The organism is Bradyrhizobium canariense, from assembly GCF_018130465.1.
GTDB classification, from domain to species: domain Bacteria; phylum Pseudomonadota; class Alphaproteobacteria; order Rhizobiales; family Xanthobacteraceae; genus Bradyrhizobium; species Bradyrhizobium canariense_C.
In genome coordinates this window covers 19057-44266 of record NZ_JAFCKJ010000020.1, presented here as the reverse complement: position 1 = coordinate 44266, position 25210 = coordinate 19057, and the positions used below count along the sequence as shown (strand labels likewise).

The window sequence follows — 25210 nt, the reverse complement described above, 5'->3', positions numbered from 1 at the left end:
GGAGGATCGACCCATGACTGTTGCACTCCATCCCTCGATCGATAACGGCCTTAAGCAGGGCAGCGGCAGCTTCGCCGGCGGCACGCTCGCATGCAAATGCAAGGACCATCAGGTCAAGGTCGCCGTCAAGGGCGACGTCGCGCACAACCACGCCTGTGGCTGCACCAAGTGCTGGAAACCGCAGGGCGCGAATTTCTCCGTCGTCGCCGTGGTACCGCGCCAGAACGTCACCGTGCTCGAGAACGGCGACAAGCTCCAGATCGTCGATCCGTCGGCGGTGATCCAGCGCTACGCCTGCAAGGCCTGTGGCACGCACATGTACGGCCGCATCGAGAACAAGGGTCACCCGTTCTACGGCCTCGACTTCATTCACCCCGAACTGTTCCAGGAACAGGGTTCGCAGGCGCCGCAATTCGCCGCCTTCGTCTCGTCGGTGATCGAATCGGGCGTGAAGCCGGAGCAGATGGGCGGAATTCGGGCTCGGTTCAAGGAGCTTGGACTTGAGCCCTATGACTGCCTGTCGCCAGCGCTGATGGACGCGATCGCGACCCACGTGGCGAAGGCCAAGGCCGCCTGAGCGAGGCCGCCTGAGCAAGGCCGCCAGACGTTTGCCGCGCCCCGTCCGCTCGCTGGTTCCACCACAGCCAGCGAGCCGGACGGGTCCGGCCCCGGGACAATCGCGGCAACGCCGCCGCTGCTCCTCCACTCTGCGTATGCGGGGGTCGTCAGCTCCCTCAGTCCTGGTCTCTGAATGACTGCGCAGGGCCACCGGCTTTCTGCTTGAAGTCCGCGGCGCCTGCGTTTCTCCCTCCCTCGACTGAGGCATCTTGCTTCGTCCGCACAGTTCTTCTGGCGGACGAAGCTTTTTTCATTGTGCCCATTTCGAGAGGCACACGGCGTGATGCCGCGCCCTGCTTTTGACAAACCTTCGTTGCAATCTTTTCCCGTCGAGAACAGCTGACTCAAGAACACTTGGCTGTGAACGAAGGACCGAAGCGATCCTTGCTACGATCGCGTCGTGACGATGCCGCGCGAAATTCAATAATCAAGAACAAGACGGGAGGTATCGAGCACATCCGGACATGACATTGGCATTCCTGATTCTTGCCGGGATCTGCCCGCGCAGGACCACGGCTGGAATGCAACGCCGCGCAGCGGGCATTGCACCGACCGGCATCTGGAAAGTTTGAAATCAGCAAGCTTATGAAGAGCGAGGGACGATCATGATCAAGGTGAAGATCAATGGCCAGGAACAGAGCTGGGACGGCGACCCGGATCTCCCGCTACTCTGGTTCCTGCGCGACGAGGCCGGGCTGACCGGCACCAAGTTCGGCTGTGGCCAGGCCCTGTGCGGTGCCTGCACGGTCATCGTCGACAAGGAAGCCGTGCGCGCCTGCATCACGTCGATCAACGACGTCGCCGGCCGCGAGATCACGACGATCGAGGGACTGCATCCGAACGGTGATCACCCGGTGCAGAAGGCCTGGCGTCAGGTCAACGTTCCCCAGTGCGGCTTCTGCCAGGCGGGCCAGATCATGCAGGCGGCTGCGCTGCTGATGGACAACCCGAAGCCGTCGCACGACCAGATCCGCGAAGCGATGTCCGGCAACATCTGCCGCTGCGGCTGCTACCAGCGCATTGAGAACGCGGTCCATCTCGCATCTACGGGAGTGTGACATGAATTTCATCGACAACCCGGAGAAGCTTCGTGGCTTCGAAAAGAACGTCCGTGTCGAAAAGGTCTCGCGCCGCAGCATCCTGAAGGGACTCGGCATCACCGGCGGCTTCGTGCTCGCCGCCCCCGTGATGTCGCGCCAGGCGTTCGCCTATGAGACCGGCGCCGACAAGATGCCGCACGGCGTCGTGGTCGATCCGCGCGTGTTCGTCGCGGTCGCGCCCGACGGCACCGTCACCATCCTCGCCCACCGCGCCGAGATGGGCACCGGCGTGCGCACCAGCCTGCCGCTGATCGTGGCCGAGGAGATGGAAGCCGACTGGTCGAGGGTCAAGGTGCAACAGGCCCATGGCGACGAGGTCAAGTTCGGCAACCAGGACACCGACGGCTCGCGCAGCACGCGGCATTATTTGATCCCGATGCGCCAGATCGGGGCCTCCGCCCGCACCATGCTGGAGCAAGCCGCCGCGAAACGCTGGGGTGTGCCGGCGACCGAGGTCAAGGCCGTCAATCACGAGGTCGTCCACAGCGCGACGAGCCGCAAGCTTGGCTTCGGCGAGCTCGCAGCCGATGCCGCCAAGGAATCGGTGCCGAGCATCGAAGGGCTCAAGCTGAAGGACCCCAAGGACTTCCGCTATCTCGGCAAGGGCCAAATCAGCATCGTCGATCTCCACGACATCACCACCGGCAAGGCGCGTTACGGCGCCGACGTGCGGCTGCCTGGCATGAAGTATGCCGTGATTGCGCGCCCGCCGGTGACCGGCGGCAAGCTGGTCTCGTTCGATCCGGACGCGGCGTTGAAGGTCCCAGGGGTCGAGAAGGTGATGCAGGTGCGAGGCTGGCCGTGGCCGTCGAAATTCCAGCCGCTCGGCGGCGTTGCCGTGATCGCGCGCAACACCGGCGCGGCGATCAAGGGCCGCGACGCGCTGAAGCTGACCTGGGACGACGGCGCCAACGGCAAATACGACTCCGTCGCCTACCGCAAGGAGCTCGAGGAGGCCTCGCGCAAGCCGGGCCTCGTCGTACGCCAGGAAGGCGATGCCGATGCTGCTCTGAAGGGCGCCGACAAGATCGTCGTCGGCGAATATTATCTGCCGCACCTCGCCCATGTCAGCATGGAGCCGCCGGTGGCGGTCGCCGACGTCAAGGGTGACAAGGCGGAGATCTGGGCGCCGGTGCAAAGCCCGGGCGGCACGCGCGAGGACGTCGCAAAAACGCTCGGCATTCCCGAGGGCAATGTCACGGTCAACGTCACGCTGCTCGGCGGCGGTTTCGGCCGCAAGTCGAAATGCGACTTTGCGCTCGAGGCCGCGCTGCTGTCGAAGGAACTCGGCGCGCCCGTCAAGGTGCAGTGGACGCGCGAGGACGACGTTCGCCACGATTTCCTGCACACGGTCTCCGTGGAACGGATCGAGGCGGGGCTCGACAAGAGCGGCAAGGTGATCGCCTGGCGCCATCGCAGCGTGGCCCCGAGCATCGCCTCGACGTTCGCGGCCGGTGCAAAGCATGAAGCGCCCTTCGAGCTCGGCATGGGCCTCGTCGACATGCCGTTCGAGATCGCCAACATCTCCTGCGAAAACCCGGAAGCCGCGGCGTTCACCCGCATCGGCTGGTTCCGCTCGGTCTCGAACATCCCGCGCGCCTTCGCGGTCCAGTCGATGGTCGGCGAGATCGCCCATGCGACCGGCCGCGACCAGAAGGAGACGCTGCTCGCGCTGATCGGCACCCCGCGCATCGTCAAGCCCGCCGTGAAGGACATGTGGAACTACGGCGAGCCCTTCGACAGCTATCCGATCGACACCGCGCGCCTGCGCAAGGTGGTCGAGCTGGTCGCCGAAAAGGGCGAATGGGGCCGTCAGGTGCCGAAGGGCCACGGCCTCGGCATCGCCGTGCACCGCAGCTTCGTCAGCTATATCGCGACCATCGTCGAGGTGGCCGTCGACGACAAGGGCAAGCTGACGGTGCCGCGGGTGGACACCGCGATCGACTGCGGCACCTATGTCAACCCCGAGCGCATCGCCTCGCAGATCGAGGGCGCGGCGATCATGGGGCTGAGTCTCGCCAAATACGGCGAGATCACCTTCAAAGACGGCAAGGTGCAGCAGAAGAACTTTGACGACTTCCAGGTCCTCAGGATGGACGAATCCCCGCTGGTGACCAACGTCTACATCGTGCCGCCCGGACCCGACACGCCGCCGAGCGGCGCCGGCGAGCCCGGTGTCCCGCCGTTCGCGCCGGCGCTGATGAACGCTATCTTCGCCGCGACCGGAAAACGCATCCGCAACCTCCCGCTCGGCAAGCAATTGGAAGCGTAAAGGCGGGAACACAAAGCGGCCTCGCGCCGTTTGCATCGATCTGACAGGAGCAGATCGATGACCAACATCTCAAGGGCGCTCACAGTCTCGTTGCTGTCGAGCGCCTTTTTCTTGACTGCCGCAGGCGCATACGCCCAGAGCAACACCACGCCGCCGACCACGGCGACGCGCCCAGCTGCGCCGGACCAGAACTCGCTGCCCAACGCCAATGCCCCGCCCGCCTCGACCACCCAGACCACCGGGCAGAGCAGCACCGATCCCAAGGTTCAGGAGATGAACCAGAAGGAGAAGGACAAGGTGGATCGGCAGGGGAAGTAGATCTGGCGCATCGGCGTTTTGACGCCGTGATTATCGGATCTACTTCTTCGCCGAAGCGCATCGATGTGCCCTCTCCCCTTGCGGGAGAGGGCAGCGACGCCGGTTGCCACGATCTCGCTTGGGTGAGGGGTATGCCTGCGCGAATCTCGCACATTGTAATGTGCGGATAGAACCCCTCATCCGGCGCTTCGCGCCACCTTCCCCCGCAAGGGGAGAAGGAGAAGAAGGCACGCAAAATGCGGCGGACGTTGCCGTCCGCCGCATTTGCCCCCTGACACTCCGCTTCTTTCGATCCGCCAGCGGAGCTTACTTCTTCAGCGCGAACACCCAGACGACGCCGCCCTGCGGCACATTGGCTTCGATGCCGATATTGTTGGTCACGAGTGCATCCTGGATGCGCTGCGCATCCACGCCCCATCCCGACTGGATCGCGATGTATTGCGTGCCGTCGATCTCATAGGACACCGGCATACCCATGATGCCGGAGTTGGTCTTCTGCTCCCACAACAGCTCGCCGGACTTCGCGTTGAAGGCGCGGAAGTTGCGGTCGTTGGTGCCGCCCACGAAGACGAGATCACCTGCGGTCGCCGTCACCGATCCGAACAGCTGCGACTTGGGGAAGTTGTGCTGCCACATCTTCTTGCCCGTGACGGGATCCCAGGCCTGGAGTTCGCCGAAATGATCGGCACCCGGCTTCGTCTTCAGGCCGATGTCCTCCGGCTTGGTGCCGAGCCAGAGCTCGCCGGGCTTGAGCGGAACCTTCTCGCCGGTGAACCCGCCGCAGAAATTCTCGTTGGCGGGCACGTAGACCAGGCCGGTCTTCTGGCTGTAGGCCGCCGACGGCCAATCCTTGCCGCCCCACAGTGACGGACAGAACTCCACGCGCTTGCCGACCATCGGCTTGTGCGCGGGATCGACGATCGGCCTGCCGCTCTCGGCATCGATGCCCTTCCAGACGTCGGTGGAGACGAACGGCCAGCCGGCGACGTAGTTGATCTTGGTCGGCGTGCGCTCGAGTATCCAGAAGATCGCATCGCGTCCCGGATGGACCAGGCTCTTGATGTTGCGGCCGTCGCGTTGCAGGTCGATCAACATCGGCGCTTCGACCTCGTCCCAATCCCAGGAATCGTTCTGGTGATACTGGTGATAGGTCTTGATCTTGCCGTTGTTCGGATCGAGCGCGAGCACCGACGAGGTATAGAGATTGTCGCCGGGATGCATCTCGCCGGGCCACGGCGCGGCGTTGCCGACGCCCCAATAGATCGTCTTGGTGTCCTTGTCGTAATTGCCGGTCATCCAGGCCGAGCCGCCGCCGTTCTTCCAGTCCTCGCCCTGCCAGGTGTCGTGGCCGGGCTCGCCTTCGCCGGGAATGGTATAGGTCCGCCACAGCTCCTTGCCGTCCTTGGCATCATAGGCGGCGACATAGCCGCGCACGCCGAACTCGCCGCCGGAGCCGCCGACGATGACCTTGCCGTCGACGATCAGCGGCATCAGGGTCATGTACTGGCCCTTCTTGTAGTCCTGCACCTTGGTGTCCCACACCACCTTGCCGGTCTTGGCGTCGAGCGCGACGACATGGTCGTCGGTGGTGGCGAGATAGAGCTTGTCCTCCCAGAGGCCGACGCCGCGGCTGGTCGGATGCAACTGGAACAGATCGTCGGGAAGCTGCCGCTTGTAGCGCCAATATTCGTCACCGGTCTTGGCGTTCAGCGCGATCACCTGCCCCATCGGGGTCGCCACGAACATCACGCCGTTGTTGACGATCGGCGGCGCCTCATGACCTTCGACGACGCCGGTCGCGAAGGTCCAGACCGGGGTGAGGTTCTTCACATTCGAGGTGTTGATCTGGTCGAGCGGGCTGTAGCCCTGCCCGTCATAGGTCCGCCGGTACAGCATCCAGTTGGCGGGCTCCGGGTTTTCCAACCGCTGCGCGGTGACCGGCGCGTAGTTCTCGACCGGGCCTGATACGGCGGCGGTCGATGCAAGAGTCGATGCAAGACACGTAAAGGCGACGAAGCCGGACAGTAACCATTGCTTCCTGGTCATGGATTTCATGGACGTTCCCCTTTTTCATCCGTTTGAATTCTTGTTCTGAATTCTTGTTTGGAATTCTTGTTTGGAATTCTTGTCGTTCGTCCCGTCGTCCGCCCATCGGCGGATGCGGCCTCTCGTGACGCGGGCACAACCCGCACGTCCATCATCCCGGCTGCGCGCCACCTACCTTTCCGGTGAAGTTGCCGGCGACGCTGAGCGAACCGTCAGCGAGCGCCAGCGGCAGCGCCGCGAGCCGTCGCGGCGCCGGCCCGAACACGACCTGCGCGCCCGCACGAGGATCGTATTCGGAGTTGTGGCACATGCACTTGAACACCTCCTTGTCGCCGACATCGCTCTTCACCCAGGCCGTGACCGGACAGCCGGCATGCGAGCAGATTGCCGAATAGGCGACGATGCCGTCGACGGCGCGTGCTTTGGTCTGCTCGTCGAGCTCGGCGGGATCGAGCCGGATGATCAGGACCTCGTTGAGGCGCGAGGCGCTGCGCACGACCGATGTCTTCGGGTCTTTCGGCCAGGCTTGCACCGGCGGTCCGCCGGCGGGCAGATCGGCCGCGACAATGAGCTTTCCTTCCTGATCGCCTTCCGAGAAGACCAGCAGATCGCCCTTCTGCGGCCGCTCATCGGAGCCAGGCGGATCCTCGCCCGCGCGCACTTGCGTGGAACAGGCAAGGCACGTCGTGGTGGCCAGCGCGCCAATCAGGAGCGCGCGCCGCGTTTGCTCCGTGCTGGCGTCAGCTTCGGATTCCGCTGTGTTGTCGGAGGATGAAGAGGGTGTGTTGAACGATGCACTCGACATGCGCCCTAGCTGGCGCTGGAACTCTGCCAAAAAAAAGGCAAATAATTGGCACCGCAATGCATCAATATGGCTTTGCTCGCTTTGATTGAGCAAGCATGAAAGCAATCAAGCGCGTTTTCGCAATTTCAACGTCTCACCGCGCGCTTCGCATGATGATTTTGCAGACCAGCCCGATGATGACGGAATTGCTGCACCGCTCGATCCAGTCGTGCAACGCAAAAGCGAAACCGGGGTCGCTGCATGTTTTGCAGGCAGGCCGATCGTCGTCAGGACCTGAGGACGTGACGCGGTGCCGCGATGCGACCGGCCAATGTTGCCGACGCCATCTCAAAGCTGTCGGCGATGCGGCGCGCCCTGTCGATGAACAGCGCCGCTGCCGCCGCCGGGCAGACCTCGCGCGCGGTCTGTTCGAACAAATCGAGCCAGCGGTCGAAATGATGGCCAGCCAGGCTCAGCGGCATATGCGCCCGCATCGGCGAGCCATGGTAGCGGCCGCTCATCAGCACGACCGACGACCAGAAATCCCTGAGCTTGGCGAGATGCTCGTCCCAATTCTGCACAATCGCAAACACCGGCCCCAGCAGCGCATCCTCACGGACTCGCCCGTAGAAGCGGGTGACGAGTTCCCCGATCATCTCTTCGGTGATCCCCGTGCGCTCGATCGCGTCTTGGGTCAGCAGGTTCCGCCGCGCGGTCGCAGCCTCGCGCTCGGCCTTCAGTCGATCCGACATGTCCTTCGTTATCCGTTCCGTTGTTCCCGCAGGCCGCCCGTTCGACATTGTCGGGCCAATTGCGCGCGGCGTCTTTGTCGCAGCGCAAATTGCGGGGTCTGGGCGGCGAGCACTAAACGCCCGCCGCCTGCGCCATGGTCAGGCGCCGTAGGTGTAAAAGCCCTGTCCGGTCTTGCGGCCGAGATGGCCGGCGTCGACCATTTCCTTGAGCAAGGGGGCCGGACGGTATTTGGGGTCGTTGAAGCCTTTGTAAAAGACCTCCATCACCGACAACATGGTGTCGAGCCCGACGAGATCGGCGAGCGCCAGCGGCCCGATCGGATGGTTGCAGCCGAGCTTCATGCCGGCATCGATCTCCTCCGCCGTCGCGATCCCCTCCTGGAGTGCGAAGATCGCCTCGTTGATCATCGGGCACAGGATGCGGTTGACGGCGAAGCCCGGGCTGTTCTTCGCGGTGATCGCCACCTTGCCGACGCGCTTGGCGAAATCCAGCGCCTTGGCGTGGGTGTCGTCGGAGGTCTGCAAGCCGCGGATGAGCTCCAGCAGCGCCATCACCGGCACCGGGTTGAAGAAGTGCATTCCGATGAAGCGGTCGGGGCGGTCGGTCGCCGCGGCGAGCTTCGTGATCGAGATCGACGAGGTGTTGGTGGCGAGCAGCGTGCGCGGCGACAGCGTCGCGCAGAGATCCTTCAGGATCTTGACCTTGAGCTCCTCGTTCTCGGTCGCGGCCTCGATGACAAGGTCGCAATCGACGAGCTTCGCACGGTCGGTGGTGCCGGTGATGCGCTTGAGCGTGGCGTCGCGATCGCCCGCCGACATCTTCTCCTTCTTGACCAGGCGCTCGAGGCTGCCGCCGACGGTCGAAATCCCTCGGTTCACCGCCGCATCGGAAATGTCGACCATCACGACCGAAAGCCCGGCCGCGGCACAGATCTGCGCGATGCCGTTCCCCATGGTCCCTGCCCCGATGATGCCAACGGTCTGGATCATTGCCTCAAATCCTTCATCCTTGCGGACGTGCCATACCGGCCTCGCCCCATTGTTCCTGCATCAGGGTCTAGCACCGCCCCCGGGCGGGTGCGACCTGATCCTGCCCCTTCCTTAAAGCATCCAAGGCGGGAATAAAGCCGCCTTTCGGTCCCGAAACGGCATGATGTGGCGCCCCCCGGCCTATTTGGCCCGGCCCATCTGCGGCATCCCGTCCCCGGGAGCGCCGGGGGTTCGGGGAGCACCGGGATCGAGGCGATCGCGCCTCAACCGAGACGAAGCACCTTGCCCGGATTCATGATGTTCTTGGGATCGAGCGCCCGCTTGATCGTGCGCATGATGTCGAGCTCGGTCCGGGAGCGATAATGCTGGAGTTCGTCGAGCTTCTCGATGCCGATGCCATGTTCCGCCGAGATCGAGCCGCCCATGGAGGTGACGAGGTCGTTGACGGCCCGTGTGATCGCCGCGGAATACTGGGAGAGCGTCTCGCGGTCCATGCCCTTCGGGCCCATGAAGGAGAAGTGCACATTGCCGTCTCCGATGTGGCCAAGCGGATAGGGACGGATCGTCGGCAGGATTGCGAGCACGGCCTCGAGACCGCTGTCGATAAACTCGGGAATCCTGGAGACCGCGACCGACACGTCGTAGCTCAAGCCCGGACCTTCGGTGCGCGAAGCTTCGGCGACAGCCTCGCGAATTCGCCACATGTTGCGCGACTGCGCTTCGGTTTGCGCGATCACCGCATCCAACACCCGGCCCGCCTCGAGTTGGTCGGCCAGGAACTGCTCCATCCTGTCCGAAATGCCCGTGCCACCGTCCTGCCGTGGCCGGGCCGACGACCATTCGAGAAGGAGATACCATTCGGTCTCAGCCTTGAGAGGATCCTGGGTGCCGGGAATGTGGCGCAGCACCATGTCGGTGCACGCACGGCTGATGAGCTCACAGGAGCCGACATTGTCGTCGGAAGCGGCATGCGCCTCCGACAGAAGGTCGATGGCTGCCTTGGGATCGCGAATCGCGAGCCATGCCGTGCACACGTCTTTCGGCGCCGGCCAGAGTTTCAGCACCGCCTTGGTGATGATACCGAGCGTCCCTTCGGCGCCCATGAACAGGTGCTTGAGGTCATAGCCGGTGTTGTCCTTCTTGAGTGCGCGCAGGCCGTCCCAGACATCGCCGTTAGCCAGCACAACCTCGAGACCCAACACCAGATTTCGCGCATTGCCATAACGCAGCACCTGCACGCCGCCGGCATTGGTGGACAGATTGCCTCCGATCATGCACGAGCCCTGAGCACCCAGGCTGAGCGGAAAGAGGCGGTCGTGGCGCGCAGCCGTGTCCTGAAGCGTCTCCAGGATGCAGCCCGCCTCCACGGTCATGGCGTAGCCGACGGGATCGACATTCAGCACCTGGTTCATGCGACCGAGCGACAGCACAATGCCGCGGTGCATAGGCCACGGCGTGGCGCCGCCCATCAAGCCGGTGTTGCCACCTTGCGGAACGATGGCAATGCCGTTGTCGTGGCAGAGCTTCACGACAGCGGAGACTTCCGCGGTGCTGGCCGGACGCACGACCGCCGCGGCCTGCCCCGCCAGCGTGCCGCGCCAGTCGGTCACGAAGGGCTGCTTGTCTTGCTCGTCCAGGATCAGGCCTTTGTCGCCGACGATTGCCCGCAAGCTGTCGAGAACAGTCGACGTCACGGGCGCGGTCGGAATCGAGGGGGCGGTGGGAAGGGCTGCACCCGGCATGTGTTCCTCTCTTTTCGGCCGTTCTGCGCCCTGGAGCGCACCGGCCTTCGTTCTTGTTTTCATTCTGGGCGGTGGCACGACGACCCTAGCATAGGGGTCGCGCCTGCGGGAACGTCCCGGCGGTAAGCCTTGTGCCGATTTGCCTGGAATGCTGAATGCAGGCGCACTTCCGCCGCGGTCCCGCATACCCTACTGTGCCCCGATCAAACTCGGATTGGAGATCATGAGCCGTTTCTGGAGTCCGGTCGTCCACACGCTTTCGCCCTACGTCCCCGGCGAGCAGCCCAAGCAGGACGGCATCGTCAAGCTCAATACCAACGAGAATCCCTACCCGCCCTCGCCGCGCGTGCTGGCGGCGATCGCATCGGCTGCGGAGCGGCTGCGCCTTTATCCCGATCCGCGCGCGACTCGCCTGCGCGAGGCGATCGCGGCCCATTGCGATGTGGCGCCCGAGCAGGTGTTCGTCGGTAACGGCTCCGACGAGGTTCTGGCCCACACCTTCCAGGCTCTTCTGAAGCACGATACGCCGCTTCTGTTCCCCGACGTCACCTACAGCTTCTACCCCGTCTATTGCGGCCTCTATGGAATTGCGCATGACGAGGTGCCGCTCGATGCTGCGATGAGGATCGATATCTCCGACTACAGGCGACCATCGAGCGCCATCCTTCTCTGCAATCCGAACGCTCCTACCGGCATCGCCCTCCAGCGCGACGCCATCGCATCGCTGCTCGCCGAACGGCCGGACCGGCTGGTGGTGGTCGACGAGGCCTATGTCGATTTCGGCGCCGAGAGCGCCGTGCCGCTGGTTGCACGCCACGACAATCTGCTGGTCATCCAGACCTTCTCGAAATCGCGCTCGCTCGCCGGCCTGCGGGTTGGCTTTGCCATCGGCCAACGACCGCTGATCGAAGCACTGGAACGGGTGAAGGACAGCTTCAACTCCTATCCCGTCGATTGCCTCGCTATCGCCGGCGCCGTCGCCGCGATCGAGGACGACGGCTGGTTCCGAGAGACCCGCGCCCGTATCATCGCAAGCCGCGAAACCCTGGCCCGCGAGCTTGGACAGCTCGGCTTCGAGGTGCTGCCGTCGCTGGCAAACTTCGTCTTCGCGCGCCATCGAAGCCGGAGCGGAGCAGATCTCGCGGCAGCGCTTCGCCAACGTGGCGTTCTGGTGCGGCATTTCGGAAAGCCGCACATCGAGGACTTCCTGCGCATCACGGTCGGGACGGAGGCCGAATGTGCCCGGCTTGTCGAAGTGCTGCGCGGCTTGATCTGAGCTCCACGGTCCCGGCATCGGCCAACGTCAAACGATGAGGCCGAACGCGGACCTCGTGCCATGCCGCCCGCGGCTTTGATTTCCGGTCAAATTCGGGTTACCAAACCTGCCTTGCGGAGCGCGACCGCGCCGCTGCTTCGCGCAACGATACCCTCAGGGAAATATACGTGAAACACCTCCGCAGTCCCGAAATCGACGCACCCGAGACGTCGTGGCGGGCGCCGAAGCTCAGGCACGGATGAACGACTTCGCGCGATCCATCGGCGCCGCATTCACGCTGATCGGCGAGGCCGACGCAGAGCTTCTGGGCATCGTCGGACTGTCGGTGCGCGTCAGCCTGACCGCCAGCATCGTCGCGCTTCTGATCGGGGCGCCGTTCGGGGCCCTGCTTGCGATCACCCGATTCCGCGGGCGGCAGGTCATCATCGTCCTGACCAATGCCTTGCTTGGCCTTCCGCCGGTCGTGGTCGGGCTCGCGCTCTATCTTCTGCTGTCGCGCTCCGGCCCGCTCGGGGCGGCCGGCCTGTTGTTCACGCCGGCGGCCATGGTGGTCGCGCAGGCACTGCTCGCCACACCGATCGTGGTCGCACTTGTGCACCGGCCGGCGAGCCTGCTGTGGGCGGAGTATGGCGACCTGGCGCGGATCGACGGGCTGTCAACACTGCGCAGCATCGGCTTGCTGTTCGCGCTGGGCCGGACCTCGCTGCTGACAGCCTTTCTCGCAGCCTTCGGGCGCGCGATCGCGGAGGTTGGCGCCATCCTCATCGTCGGTGGCAACATCCGCGGCTTCACACGCACGATGACGACTGCGATCGCGCTGGAGACCAGCAAGGGCGACCTGCCGCTGGCGCTCGGGCTCGGGCTGATCCTGCTCGCACTCAGCGTCGCAGTGTCGACCGTCGCCTTCCTGCTAGTTGGGCGCATTGGGGAAAAATAGCTGCTCGCCCCCGACCTTGTAGCCGGCAATGGCCTCCTGCCCCTTCGGAGAGATGAGCCAGTCGATGAAGGCCTGCCCGTCCTGCGCCTTCACGTTCGCATGCTTTGCCGGATTGACCAGCATGACGCCGTACTGGTTGAACAGCCGCTTGTCGCCTTCGGTGAGGACGGCAAGCTCGCCGCGGTTCTTGAATGACAACCAGGTACCGCGGTCCGACAGGAGATAGGCATTCGACGACGACGCCATGTTCAGTGCCGGGCCCATGCCCTGGCCGATCTCGCGATACCAGCCGTCCTTGGCCGCACCGAGGTCGACGCCCGCCTCCTTCCAAAGCCGCAGTTCGGCCGCGTGCGTGCCGGACTTGTCGCCGCGCGAGATGAACGGCGCCTTCGCGGCCGCGATCTTACGCAGCGCCTCGGCCACGTCCTTGCCGCCGGCGATCTTCGCCGGATCGCCCTTCGGCCCGACAATGACGAAGTCGTTGTACATGACGTCGAAGCGCTTCACGCCCTGCCCTTCGGACATGAACTTGTCTTCGGCAGGCCTGTCATGGACGAACACGACGTCTGCATCGCCGCGCCGCCCGATGTCGAGCGCCTGGCCCGTGCCGACGGCCACGACCTTCACGTCGATGCCCCCGGCCTTCGAGAACAGCGGCAGCAAATAGCCGAACAGCCCCGACTGTTCCGTCGACGTCGTCGAGGCCACAGTAATGGTGCGATCCTGCGCGAATGCGATCGTGGACCAGAGCAGAACCGCCGCGAGAGTCATTATCCTTTGAGTCATTATCCTTTTCATGCCCCGTCCTTACACCAGATGCCGGATGTTCCAAACTCTACCGTCGATAGAGCCGTGCAAGGAACCCCGACAATCGCCGCAACGCGCCTTGGTGCGATCCTTGCCACGCTGCCGACTAGGAACGTCCGCCTCGTGCGCAGGTTGTCCCGCAGGTGAACCCAGGAGGAGAACCAGATGAAGAAGATCATTTTGGCGTCTGCCTGCATCATGGCGCTGGCGACCGGCGGCGCCTTCGCGCAGACACAACCTGCCCCAAGCGCATCCGGCCAAGGCGCATCCGGCCAAGGCGACGTCGGCCCCTCGTCGCGCGGCCCCACGACCAAGGGCATGACGACCGGCACGTCGTCGAACATGCAGAACGAGGCCGCCGACAGCAAGGGCAAACAGGCTCCGAGCGCCGGCGGCAGCAACACCAATAACATGGGCAGCCAGGCCGGCGGCAGCGCGGGCTCCGGAAAGTAGGCCGGCATCGATCGGAAATCCGGAGAGGGAGCGATCGTCCCCTCTCCAGAAGTCTTCGTGCCGTCAGAGCTTGTCGTCACCGATGTCATGCACGAAGGTCATGATGTCGAACGAAGCGTATTGGCGGGCTGCACCTTGATTACAGCCAGGCCGGCAAATCGCCGCTATGCGCGATTAATGCGTGGATGTTCTGCAATTGGTCCCACCGACATTGACATCAGTGTGACGGCCGGGGATTTTTACATTGCTGGCGAATCAGCGATTGCCTCACGCCGAGTACCTCTTGGACAACTCCCAGTGCTTTCGAGACTGATATCGTTGCTGCGCCGCATCCCCGCGGTGAAATGGGCGTTCACCCGGCTTCGGCCCTTGCCGCACGGCGGCAGCATCGACGTCGCGCCTGATACCGCAGACGCCTCGCCCGCCCTCGTTGCCGAAATTGCAGAAGCCGCTCCGGCTCTCGACACCAGCATCAGCACGGATCCATTGCACCGCGACGCCGCGGTCGCGGCTCCGGTCACTGAAGACGACACCGCTATTTCCGTCATGGCGGAGAGCGTGTCGGAAGCGCCAGCCGATGTCGGCAGCGAGGATCCATCCCGGGAGACGCCGTCAGACGTCGAGCCGGTCGTCGTGGAGGAGGTTTTGGTCTCGCCCACCGACGTCGAGACTGAGACGGTTGATGTTCCTGAACTCGTCCTCGACGGCGGTCCATCTTCCGAACTCGCGGCCGACGTTGAGCCCGTTGTCGCGGAGAAGGCCTCGTCTGTCGAGGTCGCTCCGATCGATGCCCCAGCTCTCGCCATCAGCTACGAGCATTCCGCTGTCGTCGACGTGGATACCCGCTCGACTCACGACGACACGAGTGCCGCGCTTGCCGATCGCGAAATCTCCGCGGAGCATGTCCCTGAGGACAGCATCGACAGCGATCCCTCCCCCAGCGCCGCGGAAGACCCCGCCAACACGCCCAGCGTCGTCACCGATGCGCCGGAGCCGGCCCTCGAGGCTCCTGCGCCGGAGATCACCAGCGCGCCGAAGACCCGTGCAAAGATCGCAGAACCAGCCGACCGCGCCGCGCTGATCCGGCAGCGCTGGGCGGAGACCGGGATCAGGATGTGGAATCCGCGGCTTCACGGCGCCGGTGATGCCACACTGAACATCCAGGGGAGCGTCGGGTTGCTGCCGCCCGCACCCGGCGAGACGATGCCGCGCTACGACAAGCTGGAATTCAGGATGCTCGGCGGACAGATCGTCTGCGAAGGCGTGATTGTCGAAGCACCCGCGCACGCAAGCCAGCGCAGTTTTACGCGGCTGGCCGAGCCGGGGAAACCCGACCGGGTCCGCGAACCGGTGCGGGAACGCCAGGCCGCTCTCGCCTGACCCTTTATTCCCTGCGACGGCGCGCCCATATGCTGGGCTGACGCCCTGAAGTGGGAGATCGCATGCCCGCAAAATCATTGCGACTGGTCGTGATTGCCGCCCTCTGCGTCTCGCAGCCATCGTTTGCAGAGGCCGGCAAGCGGCCGCGCCATGCGCCCGCCACCGATCAGGCCTCACCCTACAAGGCCGACCGGCTCTCCTCCTCGCGCGGCGAGACGATCCTCAATACGCCCGGCCAGACCACAGTGCTGACGCGTCAGGTGCTCGACGACAAGAATGCGACGAGCCTCAAGGACGCCATGCGCTCGACCGTCGGCGTGACGATCGGGCGCTAGGCCACTTTCCGCTCAGGGGATCGGATAGCCCTTCCAGACCCACTCCAGCGCCGATGGCAGCGTCTGCGCGATCGTGGGACGGTCGACGTGCTTGGCGTTGCGCACGAACAGAAACTGATAATGGTAGCCCTTCTCCGCCAACACCTTGGCCATCAGCGCGTTGGACAGGGTCCAGTCGTGCATGCCGTCGGGAATGGTAGGGTTCGGATAGAACAGGTCCTGATCGCCGCCGAAGAACCAGAAACGGATCGGCTTGGTCGGCGCAGCGACGATCAGCGGCACGCCGGGCGGCTCGGCCGGCGTGAGCACGCCCGCCTTGGAGATGAGATTGGGACCGGCCAGCCCCGTCCATGCGCTGTGATATTCCCAGGCGCCGCCGCGCAGCGATGGGTCATGCGGCCATTGCTGGTTGACCATGGTCGGCGAGAACGCCAGCACGCGGTGATAGAGATCGGGATAGAACCACGCCATGGTGAAGGCCGCAGCCCCACTCGAGCTCAGCCCCATGGTCGCGCGCCCGTCGGGGTTTCTGGTGAGCCTGACATCGGCGTTCTTTTCGACCAGCGGCAGCACTTCACGCTCGACGAACTGCGCGTAGGCACCTGACACCGCGTCATATTCGCGGCCGCGCTGGCTGCCCTGCGCGTCCTGCCCGCCATTGCCGATCTGGATCGCGATCATTGGCGGCACGCGGCGCTGCGCGATCAGATTGTCGAGCGTGACGGCGAGATCCTTGTAGGCGTTGGATCCGCCGTCGCCGACCACGATGAACGGCGCCTCGCTGCCGCGCACATATTGTGCCGGCACGTAGACGTCGATCGTGCGCGACCAGATACCTGGGTGGCTGGTGGTGACGATCATGTGCGACCTGTCGTCCGCCGCCGTGACGGTCGTCATGATCGAGGAATTGGTGCAGCCGGCAACGTCGTCGCGGATCAGACCCGGATTGTAGACGGTGCTCTCCTTCGACGACAGCGTGAACGATTTTGTCGTCCCGCGCGGCACGCCCTCCTTCGCGATCGTCTCCGGCGCAGGATTGTGGGTGGGACCGATGATGAAATTGCCCTCGGCCCCCGGTGGCGGCAGCGTTCCGTCAGGCAGCTCGGTTGCGCGTGGATAGTTGGGATTGGAGGGATCACGCGTCGGAGGCGCCGTCCTGAAGTCGAGACCCGTCGTATCAATGAAGAACGGGCCCGCCTTGTCGGTGGTATTGGCCCCAGGCGGTACAGCCATGTTCTGGGTAACGCAGGCCGGCTGCGAGACCGCGATCGAAGTGAGGGAGAACAGGGAAATCAGCGTCCCCGCAAGGACGGAGAATGAATTGGTCATTTTAGCTCCCGGTGCTGACGAGTCTTTCTGGCTCGTCTTGACGCAAAGTATGGCGAGCCGCCTGCGCGCGGTCAAACCCCAACCGGCCGCGTTGCAGCAATGGCCGCCATGCTCAAACCGGACAGGCATGGTTATTCCGCGCATGCCCCGAAATTTTCCGGACACGTGACCGTTGCTGCCACACCTCGCACGACGTAGCTTGCCGGCCGGCCGCGCCGCGCGACGGCCGCGCCCGATCAAAACGACAAGAACAATCTGGGAGAAAAACGATGAAAAAGCTCACGGCCGCGCTGTGCGCGCTGGCGTTCCTCGCAACCGGCGCGCAGGCGCAGACCGTCAAGGAATTCATTGCGGCGGTCACCAAGAAATGGACCACGCCGTTCGAGCCGTTCCAGCTCATCGGCAACATCTACTATGTCGGCACCGACGGCATCGCCGTCTACATCATCAAGACCTCGCAGGGCCTGATCCTGATGGATACGGCGCTTCCGGAATCCACCGGCATGATCAAGGACAACATCGCAAAGCTCGGTCTCAAGGTCTCTCAAGATCATCCTCAACACGCACGCGCATTTCGACCACACCGGCGGCTTCGCCGAGATCAAGAAGGAGACCGGCGCCCAGCTCATGGCCGGCGAACGCGACAAGCCGCTGCTGGAAGGCGGCTATTATCCCGGCGACGAGAAGAACGAGGATCTTGCCTTCCCGGCGGTGAAGGTCGATCGCGCCGTGAAGGAAGGCGACAAGGTGACGCTCGGCGACACCACGTTGACCGCTCACGCCACCCCCGGCCATTCGCCTGGCTGCACGAGTTGGGAGATGACCGTCAAGGACGGCAATCAGGACCGCGAGGTGCTGTTCTTCTGTAGCGGCACGGTGGCGTTGAACCGGCTGGTCGGCCAGCCGACCCATGCCGGCATCGTCGACGACTATCGTGCGACCTACGCCAAGGTGAAGGCGATGAAAATCGACGTGCTGCTCGGGCCGCATCCCGAGGTCTATGGCATGCAGGCCAAGCGCGCGGAGATGAAGGACGGCGCGCCGAACCCGTTCGTCAAGCCGGGTGAGCTCACAACCTACGCCACAAGCCTGTCGGAGGATTTCGACAAGCAGCTCGCCAAGCAGACCGCCGCACTCGAGAAGAAATAGCGGTCGTCGGGGCATGCGCACACCTTTCCTCGACGAGGAGAGGTGTGCGAGCACGTCGGCTCGCAGCATGGGCGATGCGACAGTACGCTGCACCGACACCGATGGTTAGCAGAGCGTAACCCAGGTTCTTGCAACGTTTTGCAATCGATACGCTCGTTTCTGCGGCCACATATCGTTAACGCGGCCTCACCAATGCACGCGGCCGGAAAACTCCGCGGTAGCGTACAACCTTCGCTGGCCCTTCCCGCAAAACCAACCTAACGCGACCTTTACCCCCGCCGTGCAAGATCGCCCATGTTTTAAAGGGGATCCAGGGCTCGTATTGCAATGCCTTTCACCAATTTGAAATCTTATGTCGTTGCCGCGATGCAACTGTTTCGCGTGCCCACCGACCCCGACCTCACGCGCGCGCAGTTCGACGCCTTCTCCAAGCAGGTCCCGTTGCTCTACTTCCTCCTCATGAGCAACTCGATCGCTGTTGCCTATACCTATGTGAACGTGGCCCCGGACTGGCTGACGCTCATCGTGCCGTCCGTGCTGACCGCGCTCGCCGCGCTTCGCACCTTCTGGTGGCTGCGCCAACGGCATCTCGTGCGCACCGATGCCGACATCCTGCGCAATCTGCGCGCCACCAACTGGATGACATTGCCGATCGGTGCGGGCTTCACCGCCTGGTCCTTCGCGCTCTACCCTTACGGCGATCCCTTCGCCAAGAGCCAGGTCGCCTTCTACATGGCGGTGACCGTGATCGGCTGCATCTTCTCGCTGATGCATCTGCGCTCGGCGGCGCTGATCGTGACGCTGGTCGTCGACGTACCCTATGTGTTGTTCTTCTGGGCCACCGGCGAGCCGACGCTGAAGGCAATCGCCGTCAACAATTTGCTCGTGTCGGGCGCGATGGTGACGGTGCTGTTCATCTACTATCGCGACTTCGCCGATCTCGTCGCCAGCCGCAAATCGCTGCTGGCGCAGCAGGCAGCCACCCAAGCCCTCTCGGACGAAAACTTCCGCCTCGCCAACCTCGATTCCCTGACCGAGCTGCCGAACCGCCGCCGCTTCTTCGCCGAACTGTCGAGCGCGTTCGCTGACGCCGAGCGCAAGAACGTTCGCGTCGCCGTCGGGATCATCGACCTCGACGGCTTCAAGCCGATCAACGACAATTACGGCCATTCCGTCGGCGATCGCGTTCTGATCGAGGCGGGCCGGCGCATCCGCGAGGTCTGCGAAGGCTTTGGCCCGCAGCGGGTGGAATTCGCCAGGCTCGGCGGCGACGAGTTCGGCCTCGTCGTGTGCGGCGACCCCGATGACGCGGATCTGATGCGGCTCGGCGAACGCATCGGCGACCATGTCAAGCTGCCCTACCAGCTCGACACCGCCCATACCGGGCTGTCCTGCTCGATCGGCTTCGCGCTATTCCCGCAATCGGCAACGACAGCGGAAGCGCTCTATGAATGCGCCGACTATTCGCTCTATCACGCCAAGCGCCATCTGCGCGGCCGCACCGTGATCTTCTCGAGCGAGCTCGAGGCCGAGATCCGCAGCCGCGGCGTCATCGAGAATTTGCTACGCACCGCCGATTTCAGCACCGAGATGGACCTGGTGTTCCAGCCGATCGTGGACGCCATGAGCGAGCACACCGCTGGCTTCGAGGTCCTGGCACGCTGGCACAGCGCCCGCCTCGGCCTGGTTTCGCCGGCCGACTTCATTCCGGCCGCCGAGCGCATCGGCCTGATCCGGCCGCTGACGCAGGCGCTGCTGGTGCGCGCGCTCGCGACGGCCAGGACCTGGCCCGACCACATCCGCCTATCGTTCAACCTGTCCGCCCACGACGTCTGCTCGCCCGAGGGCGTCCTGCCGCTGATCACCATCATCGAGAAGAGCGGGCTGCCGCCGCACCGGATCGATTTCGAGATCACCGAGACCGCCGTCACCTTCGATTTCGTGCGCGCACAGGAGTCGATCGCGGCATTGAAGGCGATGGGCTGCGGCATTTCGCTGGACGATTTCGGCACCGGCTATTCCTCACTGAGCCACGTGCACCGGCTGCCGCTCGACAAGATCAAGATCGACCGCAGCTTCATCGCCGACGTCAACCACAATCCGGTGAGCCACAAGATCATCAAGTCCCTCACGGGCCTCTGTGACGACATGGAGATCGCCTGCGTCGCCGAGGGCGTCGAGACTCTCGCTCAGCTCGACACCCTGCGCGGGCTGGGATGCGACTTCATCCAGGGCTACTACTTCGCAAAGCCCATGCATGGCGACGCGATCGACGAGTATCTCGCAAAGGAACGCCAGCGCCTCAGCGGCGCCAGGGTCGTGGCCTGAATCAGACCGCGCAGTAGCGCTCCTGGATGTCCTTGTCCGCCAGCAGCGCCGCGGCGCTGCTTTGATGCACGACTTCACCCTGATCGATGATCACGGCACGGTCAGCGAGCCGCAGCGCCCATTCGACGTTCTGCTCGACCAGGAGCAGCGTCTTGCCCTCGTCGCGCAGGCGACGGAACAGCACGCCCATCTCCTCGACCAGGACGGGCATGATGCCTTCCGACGGCTCGTCAAGCAGGATCATCTTCGGCTTTGCGATCAAGGCGCGTGCAATCGCCAGCATCTGCTGCTCACCGCCTGATAGCGTGACGCCTTCCTGGTCGAGACGCTCCTTCAGGCGCGGAAAGGTCTCGGCGATCTCGTCGATCGCGGCGCGCTCCTCGATGTCGCTTCCCGCCGCGACGAGGCCGAGACGAAGGTTCTCGCGCACGGAGAGACCGGGGACGATGCGGCGCTCCTCGGGGACGTAGGCAAGGCCGAGATGGTAGCGCTGATGAGCGCGGAGCTGCAGAAGCTCCCTGCCCGCAAAGCGCACGCGACCGGTCGCCTTGGGCATCAGGCCCATCATCGCCCGCAAGGTCGTGGTCTTGCCGGCGCCGTTGCGGCCGACAAGGGCAACCACCTCACCGGGGTCCACATGCAAGGAAATGCCGTGAAGGATGTGGCTCGCGCCATACCAGGCGTGGAGGCCGTCAATTTCGAGCAGCGCGGTCTCAGCCATAGCCTTCACTCTGTCCGAGATAGACCCGGCGGACCTCCGGATTGCTCCTGATCTCATCGGGCGCGCCGTCTGCAAGCAGGCGGCCATGATGCAGCACCACGACGCGTTTGGACAGGCCCAGCACCATCTTCATCTTATGCTCGACGAGAAGCACAGTGCGCTTCTCGGCGAGCCGCTCAAGCAGCGCGACCATGTCCTTGGTCTCCTCCGGCCCCATGCCGGCGGTCGGCTCATCGAGCAGAAGCAACTCCGGCTCCGAGACCAACGCGATCGCGATCTCCAGCGCGCGCTGCTGGCCATGCGACAGGAATTTCGCCAATTCGGCGCGCCGGCCAAGCAGGCCGACCGCGTCGAGTGCAGCGTCGGCGCGGGCGTTGAGTTCTGTAAGTCGAGCCCGGTTGCGCCAGATGTCGTAGCTCACGGTCAACGCCTGCGCGGCCACGCGAACGTTCTCGTGCACGGACAGGTCCGGGAAGATGTTTGTGATCTGGTAGGAGCGCGAGATACCCTGATGCACGAACCGATGCTGCGGCAGGCCGTTCAGCACGCGTCCCCTGAAGTGCAGCTTGCCTGACGTTGGTGTCAGCGCGCCGGAGAGGATGTTGAAGAACGTGCTCTTGCCGGCGCCGTTCGGCCCGATGATCGAGGTGAGCTGTCCGGCCGCAAAAGACACAGTGATGCCTTCGAGCGCGACGAAGCCGCCGAAGTGCTTGCCGATCCCTTCGGCACGAAGCAATTCGCCGCTCATGGCCGCGCCTTTCCGACACCCAGTGTGTCGAGCAGCGTGCCCCAGATGCCCTTGGGCAGGAACAGCACGAACAGGACGAAGATCGCGCCGACGAAGAGCTGCCAGTGCGGGGTCCAGACCGAGATGACGTCCTCCAGGATCAGGAACGCCGCCGCGCCGACGAACGGTCCGAAGAAGCTGCGCGCGCCGCCGAGCAGCACCATCATCACGATCATGCCCGAAGTCTGGTAGTGCAGGATGTCGAGCGGCACGATCGACAGATGGAGCGCCAGCATGCAGCCGCCGAGCGAGGAGATCGCGCCCGACAGCATGAACACGATCAGCTTGCTGCGCTCGACGTCGTAGCCGCAGGCCCGCGCCCGCTGCTCGTTCTCGCGGATCGCCTCGATCACGGCGCCGAAGGGCGAGTTCAGGATGCGCGACTGGAACCACATGGCCAATGCGGCGAAGGCCATCAGCACGTAGTATTTGTTGACGGGGTCGAGGAAATTGACGGGGAGGCCGAACAGGCTGATGCGATCGACCGTGAAGCCGCGCAGGCCGTTCTCGCCGCCGGTGAAGGACGAGGCCTGGAGCGCGACGTAATAGACGAGCTGGGCCAGCGCGAGCGTCACCATGGAGAAGTAGATGCCGCGGGTGCGGGTCGAGACGATGCCGATTGCGGCGGCGAGGCCGGTGCTGAGCAGAACGGCGATCGGCACCGCTGCGAACCAGGGCACGCCGTAACGGCCGATCGCAATGCCGGTGAAATAGGCGCCCGCACCGAAGAAGGCGGCCTGGCCGAACGACAATAGCCCGGTGTAGCCGAACAGCAGATTGTAGCCCATCACAACGACGCCGTAGATCAGGACGTTGACGGCCAGCGCCTGGGACGGCAGCAGCCAGGGCAGCACCGCCAGCACCGCGATGGAAAGCAACACGCGTTGGTCGAGAAGCCGGCCGAGCCCGCTGGACGGGGGTTTGGCGACCGCTTCGCCGCTCGATGGTGACGTCACGCGGTCCTCCCTCTGACGCCGAACAGGCCCTGCGGGCGGATCAGCAGCACCACGGCCATCAGCGCGAACATGACGATGGTCGCCATCTCCGGCGCGAACAGCGCGACCAGGCTGATGGAGATGCCGACCATGAGGCCTGCGACGACCGCCCCGACGATCGACCCGAGGCCGCCGATCACGGTCACGACAAAGGCTTCCGCCAGCACCAGCGATCCCATCTCCGGATTGACGCTGCGCATGGGCCCGGCGAGCACGCCGCCGAGCGCGGCCAGCCCGACGCCGAGCCCGAAGATCGCGAGCCACACCCGGCCGATATCGACGCCGAGCACCTGCATGATGGTGGGATCGCGGGCGCCCGCGCGCACGATCAGGCCGATCCGGGTCTTCTCCAGCGTCAGCCAGAGCACCAGGAGCACCACCGCCACCAGCGCGATGACGAACAGGCGGTAGCGCGGGAAGAAGCCGATGCCGAGATCGAGCACGCCGATCAGCTGCGGCGGGGTCGGGAACGGGATGCCGTCGCTGCCGAACACGATCCGCACGCCCTCGACCAGGATGTAGCTGAGGCCGAAGGTGAGCAGCAGCGGATCGTCGATCGAGCGCCCATAGAGCCTGCGGATCAGGACGAACTCGATCAGCATGCCGAAGGCACCGATCAGGATGGGAGCCAGCAGCAATCCCCACCAGAAGCTTCCGGTGAGAGACGCCAGATACAGCCCCGCATAGGCCCCGATCATGAACAGCGCGCCATGGGCGAAATTGACCACCCCGAGCATGCCGAACACGATCGTCAGTCCGAGCGCAGTGATCACCAGGACCGCCCCAAGGGCGATCCCGGAAAGAAGCTGCATGATGATCAGCGACAGGTCCATTTGCCAGGCTTCAGGTCGCGTGGCCCAGCTCGCTGCAACTGCGCAGCATGTCGTCGGAGCCGGTGTCGTTGGCGAGAATGGCGAACAGATCGTTGTCGTTCGCCATGGCGGACTTCTTCTTGGACTCCAGCACCAGCACCGACTGCACCGACTGGTGGTCGCATTTGCGGTAATGCTGCGGACCCTTGGTCAGGTCGTATTGCAGCTTCTCCAGGGCATCGACCACCTTGTCGGTGTCGGTGCCACCTGCGGTTTGCATGGCCGCCAGCAGCGATCCGACGCCGGAATAGCCGTAGGCGCCGTAGTCGGTCGGGATCGCGCCGCCATTGGCTGCCTTGAAGGCGGTGTTGAAAGCGGCGGCGGACTTGCTCTGCGTCTCCAGGCCCCAGTAATAGTTGGCGCCGCCGATCACGCCCTCGAACACGTCGGGGCCGACCGCGAGCCGCTGGTTGTGCAGGATCACCGGCACGACGATCTTCATCTGCTGCTTGACGCCGAAGTCCACCGCTTGCTTGATCGCATTGGCCTGGTCGCGGCCGAAATTGGAGATGCAGAGCACGTCCGGCCGCATCGACATCAGGCGCGGCATGAAGGTGGAATAGTCGGCGGCGCCGAACGGATGCAGTATCTCGCCGACATTGTCCGCGCCGATCGCGGTTTGCGCGCGCTTGAAGCCGCGCAGCATCTCGTGGCCGTAGGCATAGTCGGCGACGAGATGGGCAACCTTCATGCCCTTCTTCAGGGTCTGCCGTGCCACCGCAGCGGTCGTCATGTGCGGGTTCAGCGCTTCATGGAAGGTGTATTTGCTGAAATCCTTGGCCTCGTTGATGGTGTCGGACTGGCTGATCGACACGTAGATCACGCGGCGGGCGCGCGTGACTTCGTTGACGGCGAGTTGCACGGCGCTGGAGAGCGCGCCGACCACGGCGTGAACCTTTTCCTTCTCGATCAGCTCCAGCGTGCGGGTCGCGGCCTCGCCGGCGTTGAGCTTGTCGTCGCGCACCAGCAGCTCGACCTTGCGGCCGCCGATGCCGCCCTTGTCGTTGGCGAGCTTGACCGCAAGCTCGGCGCACTTGACCTGGTCGCGCGCTTCCGCAGCGAACGGGCCGGTCAGCGGGGTCGGAAAGCCGATGCGGATGGTTTCGTCCGCGGCGCGGCCGAGCCGCGGCATGGCGAGCAGTGCCGCGCTTGCCGAGAGACCGGCGAGCGCGGTGCGGCGGGATATTTTCGGGGTCGAACCGGATTTGGGCATGATGTC

The 25210-nt window shown here is 64.4% G+C and carries 22 protein-coding genes and 1 pseudogene; 11 read left to right on the top strand and 12 right to left on the bottom strand.

Annotation, left to right across the window (positions count from 1 at the left end; genetic code table 11):
- Positions 1–13: 13 nt before the first annotated feature.
- From gfa to JQ591_RS33710, 4 genes are all read left to right on the top strand, one after another.
- Positions 14–577: an S-(hydroxymethyl)glutathione synthase gene (gfa, locus tag JQ591_RS33725; protein WP_211400280.1), complete on the top strand. Its 564-nt coding sequence runs from the start codon at positions 14–16 to the stop codon at positions 575–577.
- 646 nt (positions 578–1223) lie between these two features.
- Positions 1224–1676, top strand: coding sequence for a (2Fe-2S)-binding protein (locus JQ591_RS33720; RefSeq protein WP_007601363.1), 453 nt, complete (start codon positions 1224–1226; stop codon positions 1674–1676).
- A 1-nt stretch (position 1677) separates the two neighbouring features.
- Entirely contained in the window at positions 1678–3990 is a 2313-nt protein-coding gene (locus tag JQ591_RS33715; protein ID WP_211400279.1) for a xanthine dehydrogenase family protein molybdopterin-binding subunit, read from the top strand.
- A 57-nt stretch (positions 3991–4047) separates the two neighbouring features.
- Positions 4048–4308: a hypothetical protein gene (locus JQ591_RS33710; protein WP_211400278.1), complete on the top strand. Its 261-nt coding sequence runs from the start codon at positions 4048–4050 to the stop codon at positions 4306–4308.
- 306 nt (positions 4309–4614) lie between these two features.
- Here JQ591_RS33710 and JQ591_RS33705 read toward each other — a convergent pair whose 3' ends face one another.
- The 5 genes from JQ591_RS33705 to JQ591_RS33685 form a co-directional block, all read right to left on the bottom strand.
- Positions 4615–6354, bottom strand: a complete 1740-nt coding sequence (locus JQ591_RS33705) for a methanol/ethanol family PQQ-dependent dehydrogenase (protein ID WP_211400330.1) — start codon at positions 6352–6354, stop codon at positions 4615–4617.
- Between the two features lie 151 nt (positions 6355–6505).
- Positions 6506–7159 carry a ubiquinol-cytochrome c reductase iron-sulfur subunit gene (locus tag JQ591_RS33700; RefSeq protein ID WP_211400277.1) on the bottom strand — a complete coding sequence of 218 codons (654 nt, stop codon included), beginning with the start codon at positions 7157–7159 and terminating at the stop codon, positions 6506–6508.
- A gap of 266 nt (positions 7160–7425) precedes the next feature.
- Positions 7426–7890: a group III truncated hemoglobin gene (locus JQ591_RS33695; protein WP_211400276.1), complete on the bottom strand. Its 465-nt coding sequence runs from the start codon at positions 7888–7890 to the stop codon at positions 7426–7428.
- Between the two features lie 138 nt (positions 7891–8028).
- Positions 8029–8880: a 3-hydroxybutyryl-CoA dehydrogenase gene (locus JQ591_RS33690; RefSeq protein ID WP_007612992.1), complete on the bottom strand. Its 852-nt coding sequence runs from the start codon at positions 8878–8880 to the stop codon at positions 8029–8031.
- A gap of 263 nt (positions 8881–9143) precedes the next feature.
- Positions 9144–10622, bottom strand: a complete 1479-nt coding sequence (locus JQ591_RS33685) for an FAD-binding oxidoreductase (protein WP_211400275.1) — start codon at positions 10620–10622, stop codon at positions 9144–9146.
- A 223-nt stretch (positions 10623–10845) separates the two neighbouring features.
- Here JQ591_RS33685 and hisC point away from each other — a divergent pair, with 223 nt between their 5' ends.
- Both hisC and JQ591_RS33675 read left to right on the top strand, forming a co-directional pair.
- Positions 10846–11898 (top strand): histidinol-phosphate transaminase, encoded by a 1053-nt coding sequence (gene hisC, locus JQ591_RS33680; protein ID WP_211400274.1) that lies wholly within the window; start codon positions 10846–10848, stop codon positions 11896–11898.
- Between the two features lie 238 nt (positions 11899–12136).
- Positions 12137–12835: an ABC transporter permease gene (locus tag JQ591_RS33675; protein WP_211400329.1), complete on the top strand. Its 699-nt coding sequence runs from the start codon at positions 12137–12139 to the stop codon at positions 12833–12835.
- Here JQ591_RS33675 and JQ591_RS33670 read toward each other — a convergent pair.
- Positions 12809–13621 carry an extracellular solute-binding protein gene (locus JQ591_RS33670; protein ID WP_211400273.1) on the bottom strand — a complete coding sequence of 271 codons (813 nt, stop codon included), beginning with the start codon at positions 13619–13621 and terminating at the stop codon, positions 12809–12811. The genes JQ591_RS33675 and JQ591_RS33670 overlap by 27 nt on opposite strands.
- Before the next feature lie 186 nt (positions 13622–13807).
- Here JQ591_RS33670 and JQ591_RS33665 point away from each other — a divergent pair, with 186 nt between their 5' ends.
- From JQ591_RS33665 to JQ591_RS33655, 3 genes are all read left to right on the top strand, one after another.
- Positions 13808–14095 carry a hypothetical protein gene (locus JQ591_RS33665; protein WP_211400272.1) on the top strand — a complete coding sequence of 96 codons (288 nt, stop codon included), beginning with the start codon at positions 13808–13810 and terminating at the stop codon, positions 14093–14095.
- A 318-nt stretch (positions 14096–14413) separates the two neighbouring features.
- Positions 14414–15475 (top strand): hypothetical protein, encoded by a 1062-nt coding sequence (locus tag JQ591_RS33660; RefSeq protein WP_211400271.1) that lies wholly within the window; start codon positions 14414–14416, stop codon positions 15473–15475.
- Between the two features lie 62 nt (positions 15476–15537).
- Positions 15538–15810: a Plug domain-containing protein gene (locus JQ591_RS33655; RefSeq protein ID WP_211400270.1), complete on the top strand. Its 273-nt coding sequence runs from the start codon at positions 15538–15540 to the stop codon at positions 15808–15810.
- 12 nt (positions 15811–15822) lie between these two features.
- On the opposite strand, the gene JQ591_RS33650 is transcribed toward JQ591_RS33655, so the two are convergent.
- Entirely contained in the window at positions 15823–17139 is a 1317-nt protein-coding gene (locus JQ591_RS33650) for an alpha/beta hydrolase (RefSeq protein WP_211400269.1), read from the bottom strand.
- Between the two features lie 269 nt (positions 17140–17408).
- Here JQ591_RS33650 and blaBJP point away from each other — a divergent pair.
- Positions 17409–18288, top strand: a pseudogene (blaBJP, locus tag JQ591_RS33645) (BJP family subclass B3 metallo-beta-lactamase).
- Between the two features lie 327 nt (positions 18289–18615).
- A complete protein-coding gene (locus JQ591_RS33640) occupies positions 18616–20616 on the top strand; it encodes a putative bifunctional diguanylate cyclase/phosphodiesterase (protein WP_211400268.1) in 2001 nt (666 codons plus the stop codon).
- 1 nt (position 20617) lies between these two features.
- Here the strand turns inward: JQ591_RS33640 and JQ591_RS33635 are convergent, their stop codons facing one another.
- Genes JQ591_RS33635 through JQ591_RS33615 form a run of 5 tightly spaced genes read right to left on the bottom strand, consistent with a single transcriptional unit; the run spans position 20618 to position 25204 of the window.
- Positions 20618–21337 (bottom strand): ABC transporter ATP-binding protein, encoded by a 720-nt coding sequence (locus JQ591_RS33635; RefSeq protein ID WP_211400267.1) that lies wholly within the window; start codon positions 21335–21337, stop codon positions 20618–20620.
- Positions 21330–22085, bottom strand: coding sequence for an ABC transporter ATP-binding protein (locus tag JQ591_RS33630; protein ID WP_211400266.1), 756 nt, complete (start codon positions 22083–22085; stop codon positions 21330–21332). The genes JQ591_RS33635 and JQ591_RS33630 overlap by 8 nt, the downstream gene beginning before the upstream one ends.
- Complete coding sequence (locus JQ591_RS33625; RefSeq protein WP_211400265.1) at positions 22082–23080, bottom strand: branched-chain amino acid ABC transporter permease; 999 nt, start codon at positions 23078–23080, stop codon at positions 22082–22084. The genes JQ591_RS33630 and JQ591_RS33625 overlap by 4 nt, the downstream gene beginning before the upstream one ends.
- Positions 23077–23952, bottom strand: a complete 876-nt coding sequence (locus JQ591_RS33620) for a branched-chain amino acid ABC transporter permease (protein WP_211400264.1) — start codon at positions 23950–23952, stop codon at positions 23077–23079. The genes JQ591_RS33625 and JQ591_RS33620 overlap by 4 nt, the downstream gene beginning before the upstream one ends.
- A gap of 10 nt (positions 23953–23962) precedes the next feature.
- Positions 23963–25204 carry an ABC transporter substrate-binding protein gene (locus JQ591_RS33615; RefSeq protein ID WP_211400263.1) on the bottom strand — a complete coding sequence of 414 codons (1242 nt, stop codon included), beginning with the start codon at positions 25202–25204 and terminating at the stop codon, positions 23963–23965.
- Positions 25205–25210: the final 6 nt, after the last annotated feature.